9 protein-coding genes and 2 pseudogenes are annotated in these 18,201 nt (G+C 71.2%); 6 read left to right on the forward strand and 5 right to left on the reverse strand.

Translation table 11 applies throughout. The features are described from left to right. Window positions 1–8: 8 nt before the first annotated feature. Entirely contained in the window at window positions 9–7,610 is a 7,602-nt protein-coding gene (locus tag AADR41_RS35265; protein ID WP_342286012.1) for an SDR family NAD(P)-dependent oxidoreductase, read from the forward strand. 85 nt (window positions 7,611–7,695) lie between these two features. Continuing rightward, on the forward strand, window positions 7,696–9,303 hold the full coding sequence (locus tag AADR41_RS35270) for a DHA2 family efflux MFS transporter permease subunit (protein ID WP_342286013.1): 1,608 nt from the start codon (window positions 7,696–7,698) through the stop codon (window positions 9,301–9,303). Window positions 9,304–9,405: 102 nt separating this feature from the next. Here the strand turns inward: AADR41_RS35270 and AADR41_RS35275 are convergent, their stop codons facing one another. Then, the gene (locus tag AADR41_RS35275; RefSeq protein WP_342286014.1) at window positions 9,406–10,611 is read right to left on the reverse strand and encodes a cytochrome P450; all 1,206 of its coding nucleotides are present in this window, start codon (window positions 10,609–10,611) and stop codon (window positions 9,406–9,408) included. Window positions 10,612–10,813: 202 nt separating this feature from the next. Between AADR41_RS35275 and AADR41_RS35280 the strand changes: the two genes are divergently transcribed. From AADR41_RS35280 to AADR41_RS35295, 4 genes and pseudogenes are all read left to right on the forward strand, one after another. Continuing rightward, entirely contained in the window at window positions 10,814–11,839 is a 1,026-nt protein-coding gene (locus tag AADR41_RS35280; RefSeq protein WP_342286015.1) for a ketoacyl-ACP synthase III family protein, read from the forward strand. Window positions 11,840–11,938: 99 nt separating this feature from the next. After that, window positions 11,939–12,196 (forward strand): phosphopantetheine-binding protein, encoded by a 258-nt coding sequence (locus AADR41_RS35285; protein WP_342286016.1) that lies wholly within the window; start codon window positions 11,939–11,941, stop codon window positions 12,194–12,196. Between the two features lie 339 nt (window positions 12,197–12,535). Beyond that, a pseudogene (locus tag AADR41_RS35290) lies at window positions 12,536–12,715 on the forward strand (ATP-binding protein); the annotation flags it as partial. A 48-nt stretch (window positions 12,716–12,763) separates the two neighbouring features. Further along, window positions 12,764–13,405 carry a histidine phosphatase family protein gene (locus AADR41_RS35295; protein ID WP_342286017.1) on the forward strand — a complete coding sequence of 214 codons (642 nt, stop codon included), beginning with the start codon at window positions 12,764–12,766 and terminating at the stop codon, window positions 13,403–13,405. A gap of 106 nt (window positions 13,406–13,511) precedes the next feature. Here AADR41_RS35295 and AADR41_RS35300 read toward each other — a convergent pair. The 4 genes and pseudogenes from AADR41_RS35300 to AADR41_RS35315 form a co-directional block, all read right to left on the reverse strand. After that, a pseudogene (locus AADR41_RS35300) lies at window positions 13,512–13,801 on the reverse strand (IS5/IS1182 family transposase); the annotation flags it as partial. 9 nt (window positions 13,802–13,810) lie between these two features. Beyond that, window positions 13,811–15,163 carry an MFS transporter gene (locus AADR41_RS35305; RefSeq protein WP_342286023.1) on the reverse strand — a complete coding sequence of 451 codons (1,353 nt, stop codon included), beginning with the start codon at window positions 15,161–15,163 and terminating at the stop codon, window positions 13,811–13,813. A gap of 326 nt (window positions 15,164–15,489) precedes the next feature. Next, complete coding sequence (locus AADR41_RS35310; protein WP_342286019.1) at window positions 15,490–17,187, reverse strand: FAD-dependent monooxygenase; 1,698 nt, start codon at window positions 17,185–17,187, stop codon at window positions 15,490–15,492. A gap of 75 nt (window positions 17,188–17,262) precedes the next feature. Then, a partial coding sequence (locus AADR41_RS35315; RefSeq protein ID WP_342286021.1) for a KR domain-containing protein occupies window positions 17,263–18,201 on the reverse strand: 939 nt, incomplete at its 5' end.

The following is an 18,201-nucleotide window of genomic DNA, read 5'->3' on the forward strand; positions in this document are numbered from 1 at the left end:
CGTTCGGGGTGCATCCGGCGTTGCTGGATGCGGCGTTGCATGCGGGGTTGTTGCCCGGGGACGGTTCGGGGCTGGTGGCTCCGAGGTTGCCGTTCGTGTGGTCGGGTGTGCGGTTGCATGCGACGGGTGCGGTGGCGGCTCGGGTGCGGATGGTTCCGGTGGGCGAGGGGGGTGTGTCGTTGGAGCTGTCCGACGACGAAGGGCGCCCGGTCGTCTCCGTCGACTCCCTCGCCCTGCGGGAGATCCCGAAGGAGCGGCTCCGGGCCGACGCCGCGGACGAGGCGCACACCCCGTACGCCGTCGAATGGACCCGTACGACCCTGCCCGAGCGGGGCCGGACGGGAACGTACGCCGTGGTCGGCGGGGACACCCGTCTGACCCGCGGCCTCGCCGACACCCTGCGCGCGCCCGTGTACCCCGGCATCGACGCCCTCCTGGCCGCCGTGCGCGAGGGCGCCGAAGCGCCGGAGCTGGTCGTCCTCGCCGCGTCCGAGCCGCCCCTGCCCGGTGACCCGGCCGTGAGCGACAGGCCGCGACACGTACGTACCGCTGTGCACCGCACCCTGGCAGCGGTCCAGCAGTGGCTCGGCAGCGAGGAGTTCATGCGCTCACGGCTGGCCGTCGTGACGCACGGCGCCCTGGCGGCGCGGCCCGGCGAGGACGTCACCGACCTTGCGGGCGCCGCCGTGTGGGGCCTGATGCGAACCGTCCAGACGGAGGAGCCCGACCGGTTCGTGCTCCTGGACCTGGACGATCCCGGCCACCCGGCCGACGACCTGGCACGGGAGTGGTCCGCCGCCGACACCGAACCCCAGCTCGCCCTGCGGAGCGACGGCCCGCTGGTACCCAGGCTGATCAGGGCCACCACCCCCGACGACGCACCGGCCCCGCGCCCGCTCGATCCCGAGGGGACGGTTCTGATCACGGGTGGTACGGGGACGTTGGGTGCTCTGTTCGCGCGTCATGTGGTGCGTGAGTACGGGGTGCGTCATCTGTTGTTGGTGAGTCGGCGGGGTGCTGGTGCCGGTGGTGTGGGGGAGCTTGTCGCGGAGTTGGGTGAGCTGGGTGCCCGGGTTCGTGTGGTGGGGTGTGATGTGGGTGATCGGGAGGCGTTGGCGGGGTTGCTGGCGTCGGTTCCGGTGGAGCATCCGTTGACGGCGGTGGTGCATACGGCGGGGGTGCTGGACGACGGTACGGTGACGGCGTTGACGGCGGAGCGGGTGGACGCGGTGCTGCGTCCCAAGGCGGACGCGGCCTGGCATCTGCACGAACTCACCCGCCACCTCGACCTCGCCGCCTTCGTCCTCTTCTCCTCCGTCACCGCCACCCTCGGCAACCCGGGCCAGGGCAACTACACCGCGGCGAACGGATTCCTGGACGGCCTCGCCCAGCACCGGCACGCCCACGGGCTGCCCGCGCTCTCCCTCGGCTGGGGGCTGTGGGGCCGGGCGACCGGCCTGACCGGCCACCTCGGCGAGGCGGACCTCGCCAGGATGACCCGGGGCGGCCTCGCCGCCATGGACAACGAACACGGTCTCGCCCTCTTCGACGCCTCCCTGACCACCGGACGTGCGACCACCGTCCCCACCCGCCTCGACCTCGCGGCGCTGCGGGCCGGCGCGGGCGCCGGACAACTCCCCGCCCTGCTCCGCGCACTGATCAGGGTGCCCGTCCGCAGAAGCGCCAGGGCCACCGGCGAGACACCGGCAGGCGAGTGGGCCCAGCGGATCGCCGCCCTGCCGGAGACCGAGCGCACCGAAGCGGTCGCCACACTCGTACGCACCCAGGTGGCCACCGTCCTCGGACTCGGCTCGGCCGGATCCGTCGAGGACACACGGGCGTTCAAGAGCTACGGCTTCGACTCGCTGGCCTCGGTCGAACTGCGCAACCGGCTCGCGACCGCCACCGCACTTCCCCTGCCCGCCACCCTCGTCTTCGACTTCCCCAACCCCGGCGCCGTGACCGGCTACCTGCTGGAACGCGTCATGGGGGAGAGCGCGGCCGCCGAGGACGAACCGGTCCGCCGCCGGGCCGAGGACGACGACCCGATCGCCATCATCTCGATGAGCTGCCGCTACCCCGGCGGCATCGCCTCCCCGGAAGAGCTGTGGCGGCTGGTCGCCGACGGAGTGGACGCCGTCGGAGGATTCCCCGCCTCACGCGGCTGGGACGAGGCCGAACTGTACGACCCCGACCCGGACGCGGTCGGCAAGACGTACTCACGGCAGGGCGGATTCCTGCACGGGGCCGAGGACTTCGACGCCGAGTTCTTCGGGATCAGCCCGCGCGAGGCGCTCGCCACCGACCCGCAGCAGCGCCTCCTCCTGGAAACCACCTGGGAGGCGTTCGAAAGGGCGGGCATCGACCCGACCACGATGCGCGGCAGCCGCACCGGCGTGTTCGCCGGAGTCATGTACAACGACTACGCGTCACGGCTGCACCCGGCACCCGCCGGATACGAGGGGTACCTCGGCAACGGCAGCATGGGCAGCGTCGCCTCCGGCCGGGTCTCCTACACCTTCGGACTGGAGGGCCCCGCCCTCACCGTGGACACCGCGTGCTCGTCGTCACTGGTGGCACTGCACCTGGCCGCACGGGCGCTGCGCGAAGGAGAGTGCTCGCTCGCCCTCGCCGGCGGCGTCGCCATCATGGCGACACCCACCACCTTCGTGGAGTTCAGCCGCCAGCGCGCCCTGTCGCCGGACGGGCGCTGCAAGGCGTTCTCCGCGTCGTCCAACGGCACCGGATGGGCCGAAGGCGTCGGCCTGGTACTCCTGGAACGCCTCTCGGACGCGCGCCGCAACGGCCACCGGGTACTGGCCGTCATCCGTGGCAGCGCCGTCAACCAGGACGGTGCCAGCAACGGACTCACCGCCCCAAACGGCCCCGCCCAGCAGCGCGTCATCCGGCAGGCCCTCGCCGACGCCGGTCTGAGCGGCGCGGACGTCGACGCCGTGGAGGCGCACGGCACCGGTACCACCCTCGGGGACCCGATCGAGGCACAGGCACTGCTGGCCACCTACGGCGAACAGCACACCCCCGAACAACCGCTGTGGCTGGGTTCGTTCAAGTCCAACATCGGTCACTCGCAGGCGGCGGCCGGGGTCGGCGGAGTCATCAAGATGGTGATGGCGATGCACCACGGGACGCTGCCGCGCACCCTCCACATCGACGAACCCACCCCCCACGTGGACTGGTCCGCCGGCACGATGACACTGCTGACCGAGGAGCGGCCCTGGCAGGAACAGGACGGCCGGCCGCGCCGTGCCGCCGTCTCCTCGTTCGGCATCAGCGGCACCAACGCCCACCTCGTCCTGGAGCAGGCCCCCCACCACGAACCCGTACGGAACGAAGCCGCCCCGGCGGCCGGCCCGCTGCCCTGGGTCCTGTCCGCGCACACCGAGGAGGGGCTGCGGGCCCAGGCGGCGCGCCTCGTGTCGTATCTCGACGAGGCGGCCGAACCGCCGCGTCCCGAGGACGTGTCCCTCGCCCTGGCCACCACCCGGGCCCGCCTCGCACACCGCGCGGTCGTCCTGGGCACGGAACGGGAAGAGCTCACCGAGGCCCTCGCCGCCCTGGCCCGCGGCGACGAAGCACCGGACGTGGTGTGCGGATCGGCCTCCGGCACCGGCCGCACCGCCTTCATGTTCACCGGGCAGGGCAGCCAGCGCGCGGGCATGGGGCGCGGGCTGTACGAGACCTTCCCGGTGTTCGCCGAAGCCTTCGACGAAGCCTGCGCACGCCTCGACACGGCTCTGGGCCGCTCCCTGAAAGAGCTGGTGTTCGCCGCGCCGGACAGCCCGGAGGCCGACCTGCTCGACCGCACGGTCTTCACCCAGGCCGCCCTCTTCGCCACCCAGACCGCGCTGTACCGGCTCACCGAACACCTCGGACTCGCCCCCGACCTGCTGATCGGCCACTCCGTGGGCGAGGTCACCGCCGCACACGTCGCAGGCGTTCTCACCCTGGACGACGCCTGCACCCTGGTGGCGGCGCGAGGACGGCTGATGCAGTCGGCCCGCGAGGGCGGCGTGATGATCGCGATCCGCGCGACCGAGGCCGACGTCCTCGACCGGCTGCGGCCGTACGAAGGACGGCTGAGCCTCGCCGCGGTCAACGGCCCCCGGGCCGTGGTGATCTCCGGTGACGCCGACGCCGCCCACGAGGTGGCCGAGCACTTCCTGGCCCAGGGGGTCAAGACCCGCCGGCTGACGGTCTCGCACGCCTTCCACTCGCCGCACATGGACGGAGTGCTCGACGAATTCGAACGGATCACCCGCACCCTGACCTTCCACGAGCCGCGCATCCCCGTCGTCTCCAACATCACCGCACGCCTCGCACTCCCCGGAGAGCTGACCGACCCCGGCTACTGGGCACGGCACATCCGGGCCGCGGTCCGCTTCCACGACGGCATCCGCACCCTGCACCAGGAAGGCGTCACCACCTACCTCGAACTGGGCCCCGACCCCGTCCTGACCACACTGGTCCACAACACCTTCGAGGACGGGGACGACACCCCCGCAGCGGTCTCGGCCCTGCGGGCGGGACGCCCCGAGGACCGCACCTTCCTCGCCGCGCTCGCCACCGCCGACACCCGCGGCACCCCCGTCGACTGGACGGCCCTGCTCACCGGACGCGACGCACGGGCCGCCGACCTGCCCACGTACGCCTTCCAGCGCAGCCGCTACTGGCTGGAGACACCCGCCGCACCCCGCGACGCCGCCGCGACGGGGCAGGACTCCGCCGACCACCCACTGCTCGGCGCCTACGTCGAACTCGCGGGCGGCGACGGGCTGGTGGGCACCGGCAGGCTCTCGCTCGACGAACACCCCTGGCTCGGCGACCACGTCGTGGCGGGTGCCGTGGTACTGCCCGGCTCCGCACTGGCCGACCTCGCGATCTGGGCCGGCGACCGGGTCGGCTGCACCGCCGTCGAGGACCTCACGATGGAAGCCCCGCTGGTGCTTCCGGAGCGCGGCGCACTGCGCGTCCAGGTGACCGTCGGCGCCGCCGACGACGCCGGCCGCCACCCCTTCGGCGTGTACACCAGGCCGGAGACCGGGGCCACGGGCGACGAGAACGCGCCCTGGGTCCGGCATGTGACCGGGACGCTCGGCGCCGGAACCCCGGACGGCGCGGCCGTGGACACCGCACTCGGCGGGGCCTGGCCGCCACCCGGCGCCGCGGCCGTCGACGTGGAGGCACTCCACGACCGCCTCGTCACCGCCGGCCTCTCCTACGGCCCCGCCTTCCGGGGACTGCACGCGGCCTGGCGCCTCGGCGATGAGCTGTACCTCGACGTACGGCTGCCGGAAGGCGACTTCGCCGCACCGGACGGCTACGGCATCCACCCGGCTCTCCTCGACTCCACCCTGCGCCCGCTGGCACTGGGCGGCCCCGGCCACCCGGACCCGGAGGAGACGGAGGGGACCGACGACGAGGACCGCATCCACATCCCGTTCCTGTGGAGCGGCGTCACCCTGCACGCGACCGGAGCCACCGCCGTACGCGTACGCATCCGGCCGGCGGCGACCGCCGGTGCCGTCCGCCTCGACATCGCCGACCCCGAAGGGGCACCGGTGGCCCGTGTCGAGACCCTGGCCGTCCGGGCACTGCCCGGCGGCCGGCTGAGCGCCCCGGGCACGACGACCGCAGCGGACGGCGGACTCCTGCACATCACCTGGACCGAACTGGCCGCGGCCGACGGCCCGCTCCACGAAGGACGCTGGGCGGTACTCGAAGACCGGTCCGAACTGGCCGCCCCCGCGATGGCACACACAGCGCGCCACATCCCGGTCGAAACCCTCGCGACACTCACCGACCCGGCCACCGCACCGCCCGGCATCGTGGTCCTCGACGCGATCGGCCGGCCCGGGACACCCGGCACGAACCCGCCCGCCACGGCACGCGCCGCCATCGCCGACATCCTGGCGCTGCTGCACACCTGGCTCGACCGCGAGGCCCTCGCCGACACCCGCCTCGTGCTGCTCACCAGGCAGGCCGCGGCCGTCCGGGCGGGCGAGGCACCGGACCCCGTCGCAGCCGCCGTCACCGGCCTGCTGCGCTCCGCCCAGTCGGAGAACCCCGGCCGCATCGTCGTCCTCGACATGGACGGCACCGACGCCTCGGCACGCGCCGTGGCCGGGACGGTGACCGCGGCCCTCGCACAGGGCGAGCCGCAGATCGGGCTGCGCGAAGGCGTCGCGTACGTTCCGCGCCTGGTGGCGCGGACACCCGACCCGGACCAGGACCCGCGACCGCGGTTCACCCCGGACGGCACGGTCCTGATCACCGGAGCCACCGGCTTCCTCGGCGGCCTCGTCGCCCGGCACCTGGTCGCCGAACACGGCGTACGGCACCTGCTGCTGGTCAGCCGACGGGGCGAGGACGCCCCCGGCGCCCGCGAACTGGGCGCCGAACTGGCCGCATCGGGGGCATCACCCGTCTTCGCCGCGTGCGACGTCGCGGACCGCGAAGCCCTCGCGGACCTCCTGGGGACCGTCGAGGCCGCGCACCCGCTGACCGCGGTCGTCCACACGGCGGGAGTGCTCGACGACGCGGTCCTCACCGGGCTGACGCCGGAGCGCTTCGACACAGTGCTGCGCCCCAAGGCGGACGCCGCCTGGAACCTCCACGAGCTCACCCGCGACCTGGACCTGTCGGCGTTCGTGCTCTTCTCCTCGATCGCCGCACCCCTCGGCACCCCGGGACAGGCCAACTACGCGGCGGCCAACGCCTTCCTCGACGCGCTCGCCCTGCACCGGCGGGCCGACAACCTGCCCGCGCTTTCCCTGGGCTGGGGACTGTGGGGCAACGACGCCGGCATGGCCGAGGAACTCGCGGCCGCCGACCGGGCCCGCCTCGCCCGCACCGGCATCGCACCGATGGCCGGTGACCACGGCCTCGCGCTCCTGGACACCGCCCTGCCCGCTTCCGAAGGACTGCTCGTACCCGTACAGCTCGACGCCGCAGCCCTGCGCACCCAGGCCGCGGCAGGCCAACTGCCCGCCCTGCTCCGTGCGTTGGTCCGTGTCCCCGCGCGCCGCTCCACCGCCTCCGGCGGCACCGGCAGCAGCGCAAAACCCCTGCTGGACCGGCTGACGGGAATGGCTCCCGACGAGCGCGCCGACACCGTACTGGAACTGGTACGCACCCAGGTCGCGGGCGTACTCGGCCACACCGACACCCGGCGCATCGACAGCGAACGCAGCTTCCAGGAGCTGGGCTTCGATTCCCTCACCGCGGTCGAACTGCGCGACCGGCTGTCGGCCGCGACCGGACTGCGGCTGACCGCCACACTCCCCTTCGACCACCCGACCGCCACGGCGCTCGCCGCGGAACTGCTCGGACGACTCGTCCCGGACGACACCGCAGGCCCGGCATCGCTCGCCGAGGCCCTGGACCACCTGGAGGCCGCTCTCACCGGGGCCACCGGAGCCGGGACCGAGGAGTACGAACGGGTCGACGGACGGCTCGGCGAGCTGCTGCGCAGATGGCAGGGCGCGCACCGGCATCTGGTGTCCGACGACGTGCCGGACCTCGACTCGGCCACGGACGACGAACTCTTCTCAGCCCTCGACGACGAGCTCCGGGCCACCGGAGCCGAGTGAGCCCGCACACGCGGGCGCCGGGCGATCTCTCAGCAATGTTCCAGAAAGCAATGTGCACCACAGGTGTACGGACAAGGAGTCATCCGTGAGGAATTTACGCGGGAACCCATGGGCAGTCCTCGTGACGCTGGGTCTCGGGTTCTTCATGACACTGCTGGACCTGACCATCGTGAACATCGCGATCCCCGACATGATGGACCGGCTCGGCTCGTCACTCGACGAGGCACTGTGGGTCGTCAGCGCCTACGCGCTGGTGCTCGCCGTCACGCTGATCACCTTCGGCAGGCTCGGTGACCTCCGCGGACCACGGACCCTGTTCGTCGCCGGTGTCTCACTGTTCACCCTGGCCAGCATCGCCTGCGGCCTCGCCGGAACCCCCGGCCTGCTGATCGCCACGCGCGCGGTCCAGGGACTCGGGGCGGCGATGATGGTGCCCCAGACCATGGTCCTGATCATGGCGGTGTTCCCGGCCGACCGGCGCGGCACCGCCATGGGCGTGTGGGGATCGATCGCAGGCGTCGCGACCCTCTCCGGCCCCACCCTGGGCGGCCTGATCGTGAGCACGATCGGCTGGCGCTGGATCTTCTTCATCAACGTACCGATCGGCCTGGCGGTCATCGCGCTGACGTTCCTGTGGGTGCCCGACATCCGGCCGGCCCGCGCGCACAAATTCGACGTCCTGGGCGTCCTCATCGTCACGGCCGCGCTGTTCTGCCTGTCCTTCGGCCTGCAGGAGGGCGAACGCTACGACTGGAACGCCGGCATCGTCGCACTGATCATCGCGGGCGTGGCACTCATCGGGGTGTTCGTGCTCTACCAGCGGCGCAAGCAGGACGACGAGCCGCTGGTGCCCTTCGCCCTGTTCCGTGACCGCAACTTCACCGTCATGACCACCATCGTGGCCCTGATCTCGATGGCGCTGCTGGGCCTCGTGCTGCCGATGAACATCTATCTGCAGTCCGTGCTCGGCATGAGCGCGCTCCAGGCGGGCCTCACCCTCGCGGCGTCCCCCGTGATGTCCATGTGCACGGCGCCCTTCGCGGGCCGCATGTCCGACCGCATCGGCGGCAAGAACGTCCTGCTGTTCGGACTGGTCGTGTACGGCTGCGGCATCGCCCTGGTGATGACGCTCGCCGCGACCGACAGCCACTGGTACACCTTCACCGCACCGATGGCCGTCCTCGGCCTCGGCACCGGCTGCCTGCTCGCACCGATGGCGACCGAGGCGATGCGCAACGTGCCCCGGCAGCTCGCCGGCGCGGCCTCCGGCGTCAACAACACGTTCCGGCAGGTCGGTTCGGTCCTGGGCGCCTCGGTCGTGGGCGCCGTACTGCAGAGCAGCCTCGCCTCGAACCTGCACTCCGAGGCGGCCGCCCGCGCCGACGAACTGCCCGCAGGATCCCGGGCCGGCTTCGTCGACGCCTTCTCGCACGGCGACGCCCCCGACGCGGCGGCGCTCAAGGAGCTGGCGTCCGACCTGCCCGGGCAGGCGGCGGGAACGCTCGGCAAGCTGGCGGGAGACGTCTACGACCACGGCTTCGTGACCACGATGGACTCCTCCCTCGTGCTGCCGCTCTGTGCCATCGCCCTGGCCGCGCTGCTGTGCACCACGGCCCACAACCACATGAAGAAGAAGGCCGCGGTGGCCGAGGCCGCCGCACCGGCCAGAACGGAGCCGGAGCCCAGCCGCTGACCCGACGCCGGCGGCCTCCGGGCCCGCCGCCCGGGAACAGCACTGTGCGCGGTACCCCTCCGCAGGGGTACCGCGCACAGTGCTGTTCCCGGAAGTGCGGCGCTACCAGCGCACGTGCAGAGCGGAAAGGCCACCGGTCAGTGTGTTGTCCCTGAACTGCAGCTCGTCGAGCTCCGTGGCGAGCTGGAGGTTCGGGAACCGCTCGAACAGCGTCGAGAACACGATCTGGAGCTCCAGGCGGGCCAGGCCCGAGCCGAGGCAGAAACGCGGACCGTGCCCGAACGCCAGGTGCTGGGTGCTGTCCCGGGTGATGTCGAAATAGTTCGGGTCCGAGAAGATGTCCGGATCCCGGTTGGTGGCCGTGAAGGCCAGCAGCACCAGGTCGCCCTCGGGAATGGTGAGGTCGCCGACCTGGATGTCCTCGTGCGCGTACCGCGGCAGCACGTCCTGGGTGGACGGCGCGGCCATCCGCAGGATCTCCTCGACCGCCGACTGGATGTGCCCCCGGGGATCGGCCTGGAGCTTCGCGCGCTGCTCGGGGTGGGTGAGCAGCAGCAGCGTGCCCAGGTCGAGCCGGGTCACCGTCGTCTCGTGGCCGGCGAAGAGGATCCCGGAGGCCATCCGGGCGATCTCGGCGTCCTCCAGGCCCTCCTTCTCCTGCGCCGCGACCAGGTCGGAGAAGACGTCCTCGGCGGGGTTCTTCCGCTTCACGTCGATCAGCCGGTACATGTAGTCGTTCAGCTCGGCCCAGGCCGCCTTGGCGGCCTCCACGTCGTCCAGGCTGGTCGAGCCCGCCGAGAGCCGGCGGAACTCCTCACGGTCCTCACCCGGAACACCGAGCAGCTGGCAGATCACCAGAACGGGCAGCGGGAAGGAAAGGGCCTCGTGGAAGTTCCCGGGGTTCGGGCCCGACTCAAGACCGTCGTACAGCTGGCCCACCAGCTCCTCGACACCGGTCTTCAGACGCGCCACCCGGCGGGCGGAGAAGGCCGGGGAGAGCAGCCGGCGGAAGCGGGTGCGCGTGGCCACCTCCTCCTCGGGCTTGCCCAGCGGACCGGTGAGAACGGCAGCGTTGGCGACGCGCGCCGCCCGCTCCGGATGGGCGTGCGAGCGCCCCAGACGCGGATCGTTGAGGAGCTGCTTCACCTCGCCGTAACGGGTGACCAGCCACCCCTCGTCACCGGCGGACGTGCCGACCCTGACCACCGGAGACTCGGACCGCAGGGCGCGGAACGTGGGCGCGATGCCGTTCACGTCGTCCGGATCACGAGGGAAGGGAAGACGGGCGAGCTCTTGAACCTCTGTCACGGTCGTGCTCCTCGGGTCGGCATGGTGAGGTGACTGACATTCCCGAGGGGAACGCTAGGCAACCGGGCTAAAGGTGTCTTAAACCGCCTGCCGGTCCGCCTGCCGCGAATCCCCCTGCAAGCGCCGCGAAAGTGCTGCGCAAGCACCCGGTGCGAGGGTGGCCCGACCTTCATTTGGTTCTGTGGAAAGAGGGCGTCGCAAGATGAGAGTGGACAACGTCTTCCTCGCCGGGATCGGTACGTTCGTCCCGGAGCGGGTCACGATCGACGAGGCCGTCGAACGCGGGTGGTACGACCCCGCCCTGCGCGAGTCCAGCGGCATGATCTCGGTGGCCGTGGGCGGCGACACACCGGCACCCGACATGGCCGTCAGCGCCGCACGGGACGCGATGAAGCGCTCCGGACACCGGCCCGAGGACATCGACGTCCTCATCCACACACCGGTGTTCCACCAGGGCCCCGACATCTGGTCCGCCCCCCACTACATCCTCCACAACACCCTGGACCGGCCGATCCCCGCCCTGGAGCTGCGCCAGGGCTGCCTCGGCATGGTGACGTCGCTGCGGTTCGCCGCCAACCTGCTGATGGCCGACCGCGACTCCACCGCCGTGCTCGTGACCGCCGGCGACAACTTCTCCACGCCCAACGTCGACCGCTGGACCGTCAGCTCCAACTACATCCTGGCCGACGCCGGTTCGGCCGTGGTGCTCTCCAAGCGGGGCGGCTTCGCCCGGCTCCTGTCGGTGGGTTCCGTCTCCATCCCGGAGGCGGAGCTGCTGCACCGCGGGGGAGACCCGCTCTTCCCGCCGAGCGTCACCCTGGGCAAGGGACTCGACCTGGAGGCGCGCACCGACCACCTCCGCGAGCAGTGGGCCAAGGGAGTGGTCCCGCCCGTGTTCCACCTCGGCGACATCGTCAACGAGACCGTCGACGCCACCCTCGGCGAGGCCGGGCTGACCATGGACGACATCACCAGGGTCGCCCACAGCGGAGTGGCCTGGGAGCAGGTCGAGAACGGGTTCCTCGCCCCGCTGGGCATCGAGAGTTCGCGCGGCACCTGGGAGTTCAACCGCCGCACGGGCCACTCCGGCGGCACCGACCAGATCGTCGGCCTCGACCACCTGCTGACCTCGGGAGAGCTCAAGGCGGGCGACCACGTACTGCTGCTCGCCGCGGCCGTGGGCATGGAGGTCGGCTCGGCCGTCCTGGAGATCATCGAGATCCCGTAGGTCCTGTAGACCCCGTGGGCCGCACAGGTTCCTGTGGACCCCGCAGAGATCCCGCGGATCCCGCGAACCCCGTAGACCGTACGAGAAGAGGCACCCGCCATGAACCCTTCCACCACCGGCACCGTCGGCGCCCCGGCCGCCGCCCCCACCCCGCAGCAGATCAAGGACACCGTCGCACAGCTCATCGGCATCGACGCCGATGCCATCGCCGACGACGTGAACCTCATTGCCCTCGGGCTGAAGTCCATGCACATCATGCAGCTGGTCAACGGCTGGCGACGGGCCGGCCGCCGGGTCTCCTTCAAGGACCTGGCCGCGGACCCCACCGTGGCGAACTGGTCCCGCCGGCTGGCCTGACCGCACCCCCCTGGCCGGACCGGCGGAACAACGACCCAGCGGTACGGCCCTGTTCTCGTACGGCTACGGCCAGGTGGCGGGTAGCCCTGAGCAACCATCCGGCAACAGTTCTGCTCTCCATGTCCGTCGAAGCTGTCGCGGGATCGGCTGGCGGCGGCGGTGGTGACCCGGCGCCGTAACGGCCGCACCGAGCCGCCGGCCCCGGGGCAGGTGGGGTTTGCGAAGCCCAGCCGGGCTCGCCGTGCCGCTCGCACCCGGGGCCAACTCGCACGGCGGGTTCGGCGGGCGGGGACGGCAAAGCCGGCATCGGAAACGGTGCACGGCGTCTCGCCCCCGACCCGCGAGTCATTTGGTGGCTGGACCAGGACGTTCACGGACTCCCGTCCCTGCGAGGCCATCGTCGACCGCCTCACCTTCAACGGCACCGTCATCGGGACCGGCACCGACTCCTACCGCCTCGCCGGCACCCGAGCCCGGCAGGAGAACCCGCTTGATGGTTCTGAGCAGTCGCCTCCATAGTTGCGGACTGCAATCACGCAGGACGCTACCCACAGGAGGCACACGCTGATGCGCACGCTTTACGTCATCACCCATCCCGAGGCCACGCACCACGTCGAGAGAGTCGTCGGAGGATGGCATGACTCGCAGCTGACTCCCGCCGGCGTCCGTGCGGCGGTCTCCATCGCCCAAGCACTGCGGGCCCAGATCCCGCACGGAACCGAGGTGGAGCTGTTCTCCTCGGATCTGCAGCGCACCCTGCGGACGGCCGATGAGGTGGCTGAACTGTTCGGGGTGAAACCGATCGTGGATCACAGGTTGCGGGAGAAGTCCTACGGTGAGGCGGAGGGAAAGCCGCAGGATTGGCTGGACCAGCGCTTCGTCCCACCGCCGGCTGTCGGGGAGCGGATGGACCACGACGAAGGCGTGGAAGGCGCAGAGACCAAGGCGACATGGGCGCGGCGTATCTACGCTGCCATGGACGAGATCTTGCAGAGTCCTTCCGAACAGCAGATCATCGTGACGCATGGCGGCTCCCTGACATGCATCGTGGCGTCCTGGATCAAGATGCCGATCGAGTCGGCCGGCTATGCCAGTTTCCGGGCTCCCTCCGGCAGCATCACCACGCTCCGCGAAGACGACTTCTTCCACAACCGCCAAGTCGTCAGCCTCGGTGACACCCGCCATCTCGATTCCGCCCAAGCCGGCTGACCTTGGAATTCGCGCGGGATGGGTCAGGGTCGTCGGGCAGGGCGGGCATCCCACCGGTAGGCCGTCCAGGCCCGGCGTAGCAGCCTGCGGATCACGATGAAAGGCGCAGGGTCTCCAGGGTGGGGCGTAGCAGCGGGGAGTCGTTGCGGTTCGCGCCGGCCAGGACCCACCCCAGCGGCAAGCCCCCGCCGTCGACCAGTACCGAACGCCTCAGACCGCTCTTGCCTCGGTCCACCGGGCTGCGCCCGGTGTTCTGGCCACCGCCAGGGGCTTTCACGATGCAACCACCCACCACGAGGTTCTCAAGGTCGAGGCCGACGGCCTCGTCATATGCCTTGAGCGCGCCAGCCGGTGCAGCCGCTCGAAGAGGCCATTGGCGATCCACTCGTCCCGCCGGGGTGAAGGTCACCCGGCCTGTTCCTGCAGGTCCGCTGCGAGAGCGGGCGCGGGCATGCGCCAGGCCACGACCGCGCCGGTCACGAGCCCCATGACGGCCAGCAGGGTGGCCACCAGGAACGGGTCGAAGGAGTGCAAGGACGGGGCGAACCCGATCCCGACGCAGATTGCCACCCCGGTCGCACCGCCCAGTTGGTCAGCCGCGCGCTGGATGCCCGAGGCGGTCCCGGCGTCGTCCTCGGTGACGCCGCTGACCGCGAGGTACTGGAGCCCCACGATGCCGAACCCCATCCCGGCCGCGATCAGGAGCATGGCCGGGATCATCGCCATGCCGCCTGCCCGCAGGGCCGCGACGGCTGCGACAGCGGCCATCGCGGCCGCGGTGAACCCGATGCCGGCAAGCACACACGCGCGTGCTCCCCAGCGGCCCAGCAGACGAGGCGCGAGCATGGAGAACACGATCAGCGAGACTGCCAGTGGCAGCATCGTCAGACCCGCGCCCAACGGGCCGATGCCCAACCGGTCCTGCAGATAGAAGGTGAACAGCAGAAACGAGGTCGACAACCCCCCGCTCAACAGCATCGTGGCCAGGTTGGCCGCCACACGCGTGCGGTTGGCGAAGAAGCGCAGCGGCAGCAGCGGGTTGCGTGAGCGTGCCTCCACCCGCACGAACCCGGTCCCGGCGGCCACCGCCCCGCCCAGCGCCCCCAGGGCCACCCATGCGGGCGTTCCGGGTTCGCCGGCCTCGACCACGCCGAGGATGAACAGCAGCGGGCAAGCGGTCAGCAACAGCGCGCCGTGAAGGTCCAGCCGCGGGGCGTCTTTTGCCACCGGCCTGTTTCCCTCGACCAGGAAGACAGTGGCCAGCAGTACGACCAGGACGAACGGAACCGAGACCAGGAAGATCCACCGCCACCCCAGGTGGGCGGTGACGATTCCGGACAGGACGAATCCGAGCACGAGACCGCAGCCGGCCACCGCCGCCCACACGCTCAGGGCCCGGGACCGGCGCGGACCTTCGGGGATCATCAGGACGATGGTGGCCATTGCGGCGGGCAGCGCGATGGCCTCACCGGCGCCCTGCAACAGGCGCGCGACCACCAGCAGGGAAAACGTGGGGGCCAGGCCCGCCAGCAGCGACGCGGCGCCGAACAGGCCGGTGCCGAGCAGCAGCACGCGCCGCCGCCCGAGCAGGTCGCCCAGCCGGCCACCGAGCATCAGCAGCCCACCACCGGCGACCGTGTACCCGACCACAACCCAAGTCAGGGAGTGCCCGTCGATGTCGAAGTCGGCGCCGATCGAGGGCAGGGCGATGTTGACCACGGTCACGTCGACCGCAATGAAGAACTGCAGCATGGACAACGCGCACAGCACCAGCCATGCGCGTGCCGGGGACGGGCTGTGCCCGCGGGAAGAAAGGATGCCTGGAAGCATCAGGTGCTCCATCGCTCAGAAGAAGTTCTGAGCAGCACAAATGTGCCGCTCCGGTCTGATCACGAAGCGGCTGGACGTCCAGGAGGAGTGTGTGAGTCGAACGTCCCGCCGCTAGCGGGGCGTCCTGGTCACTGCGGCGCAAGCGGCCGCACACGAAGCAGCAGACATGCCGTGAACGCTACCAGGGCGTAGACGCCCGGCTCGGACACCTGCCTGACGTCTCATCTCTTCACTCATAGGCCCGTTCTGCAGAGCTACCTGGGCACGGGAAGCTCGTCGCCGCGGAGCACCTGTCCACGCGATCTCTCAACCTGGCCCGCTCGACGGTCCGCAGCCCTCACGGCCTGTGGACCGCCCCGCCCCGTGCACTGATGCCATTTCTCGCAACTCGCGACTCTCTCCAGAAGTATCTGTGTCGTGTGTCGGATGCGACTGTCCACGTCGAGCCGGTGTGGTTGGTCATCCCGTTCATGACGAGAACAGGACCGGTACGGCGGACCGAACCACTGCTTCAGAGCGCCCACCAGCGACTCGCCGTCCGGCTCGCCCGCCCACGCCACATGCCCGTCGGGACGCAGCAGGACGGCACGCGCGTCGATGTCCGCCACCGGCTCGGCCGCCACCACCTCGACCCGGTCCGACCAGGGCGCCAGCCTGTCGGCGACGGGGTGACCACCGGTCAGGTCGAAGAACACACCGCGCCCGTGGTGCTGCACCCCGGGGACACTGCCGGCGCCGTCCGGCAGGGTCAGTGCGACATGCGGCAGCCGACGGCCCAGCGGCGCAGCCGCACCGGGCGGCGCGTAGCTGACGTCCAGACCGGTGGACAGCTCCAGCAGATAGCGGTTGACGTCGGGGAACTTCAGCAGCGTCGCCACCAGCTCCCGCACCGGGGCCACCCGCTTCACCGGGTGGACCAGGGCCAGCTGGGTGTCCGTGGCGGAGGCCGCGCGCACCGCCGCCGGCCGTCGCTCGGCCGTGTACGTGTCGAGCAGCTCGGGCGGCGCCCAGCCGAGCAGGTCGCCCGCGAGCTTCCACCCGAGATTCACGGCGTCCTGAAGACACAGGTTGATCCGCAGACCGGCCAGGGGATAGAAGGTGTGCGCCGAGTCCCCGACCAGGAGGACACGCTCGTCCTGGAAACGGTCGGCGACCCGGGACGGGCCACCGTACCTGCGGATCCAGCGCACGGGCACATCGGGGAACGGCCGCTCGTTGAGCCGCTCCACGCCCGCCCGCAGCTCCGAGGCCGTGGGCGCCACCGAAGCGCCCGGCAGATCGGTGTCGAACTCGGCGGTGATCACCCGGGTCACCCCCGGTTCGACGGGCACCGACGAGTACAGACCGCCGACCGGACAGAACCGGGCACCGCGGTGGATCTCCTCCAGCTCACCGAAATCGATTTCCACATCGGCCACCAGACCGCAATTGGGCTGGCTGGAACCGGGGAAGCCGATCCCCGCCAGCTCACGCACCGCACTGTTCTCGCCGTCGGCCCCGATCAGATAACTGCCGCGCAGCCGGTACTCGCCGCTGTCGGACCGAACGGTGACCGTGACACCCGACTCGTCCTGCGTGAACCCCGTCAGCTCGTGACCGGGGCGCAGATCCGTACCCAGCTTGACCGCCCGGCGCTCCAACTCCCGCTCCATGTACTCCTGCCCGAGCAGCAGCGCGGGCAGGTGCCGGTCCTCCAGCGGAGTGCTGTCCAGCCACAACAGCGAGAAGTGCGTGCCCTGCGAGGGCGCGGTGTGCTCGCGTATCCCGTTCAACAGCCCACGCTGATCGAGGAGTTCGGCCGCAGTCGTGTTCAGGGCCTGGCCGACGGAACGGCCGCCGTCGCGCGTGGCATGCCGCTCCAGCACGATCGATTCGACGCCCCACAGGCCCAGTTCGTGGGCGAGCATGAGCCCGGCGGGCCCGCCGCCCGAGATGATGACGGGATCGGACATAACCTGTTCCTAGGGGTGAGAGGTTTGGGAAAACCGGATCCATCATGGCCGGGGTCAGCACGGGAGGAGCCTGATTCAGGCGATCCCGAGCTCGTTGTCGATGAGGTCGAAGATCTCGTCGTCGGTGGCCGCCGAGATGCGCTCGGCACTCGGCCCTTCGGACGCCTGCGGATCGGACCTGCCCTCCTCCAGACTCAGCAGGAAGTCCTGGAGACGGGTCACGATCTTGCCCACCGCGGCCGGGGACGCCTCGGCGGCACCCGAACCGCTCTGCAGCAGGTCGAGTTCCGAAAGCAGCCGCCCGAACACGTCCGCCTCCGGCGGGGCGAGCAGCTCGTTGAGGTGCTCGACCAGCGCGTTGGGCGTGGGGTGGTCGAAGACGAGGGTCGGTGAGAGCCGGTGGCCGGTTGTGGTGCCGAGCCGGTTGCGGAGTTCGACGGCGGACAGCGAGTCGAAGCCGAGCGTCTTGAACGGCTGTTCGAGACCGATGTTGTCCCCCGTGGCGTGCCCGAGCACCGCGGCGACGTTCTCGCGCACGAGATGCGCCAGGAGGCTGCGCCGCTCCTCGGACGACAGCGGCGCCAGGCGCTCGACGAGCGGGACGCCGGATGGGGTGGAGCGCCCCGGACCGTTCGTGGCTCGCGCCGCCGGCCCCTCGGGCCGTTGCCGGACGAGACCGCTGAACAGCGGCTCCAGCAAACCCGACCGGGCCCGCTCGCCCAGCGCCGCGAGGTTCATGCCCATGGCCACCGACAAGGGCCGGCGCAGCCCGAGGGCCTCGTCGAACAGCGCGAGCCCCTCCTGCGAGGAGAGCGCCACCACACCGGTACGGGACAGCCGGCTCAGCGCCGTGTCGTCGAGGTGCCCCGTCATGTTGCTCGCCTCGCCCCACAGTCCCCAGGCGATGGAGGTGGCGGGGAGTCCTTGGGTGTGGCGGTGGTGGGCGAGGGCGTCGAGGAAGGTGTTGGCGGCGGCGTAGTTGGCCTGGCCGGGGTTGCCGAGGAGGCCGGCGGC

It is taken from the genome of Streptomyces sp. CLV115, from assembly GCF_038448545.1.
In the GTDB taxonomy this organism is placed as follows: Bacteria; Actinomycetota; Actinomycetes; order Streptomycetales; family Streptomycetaceae; genus Streptomyces; species Streptomyces sanglieri.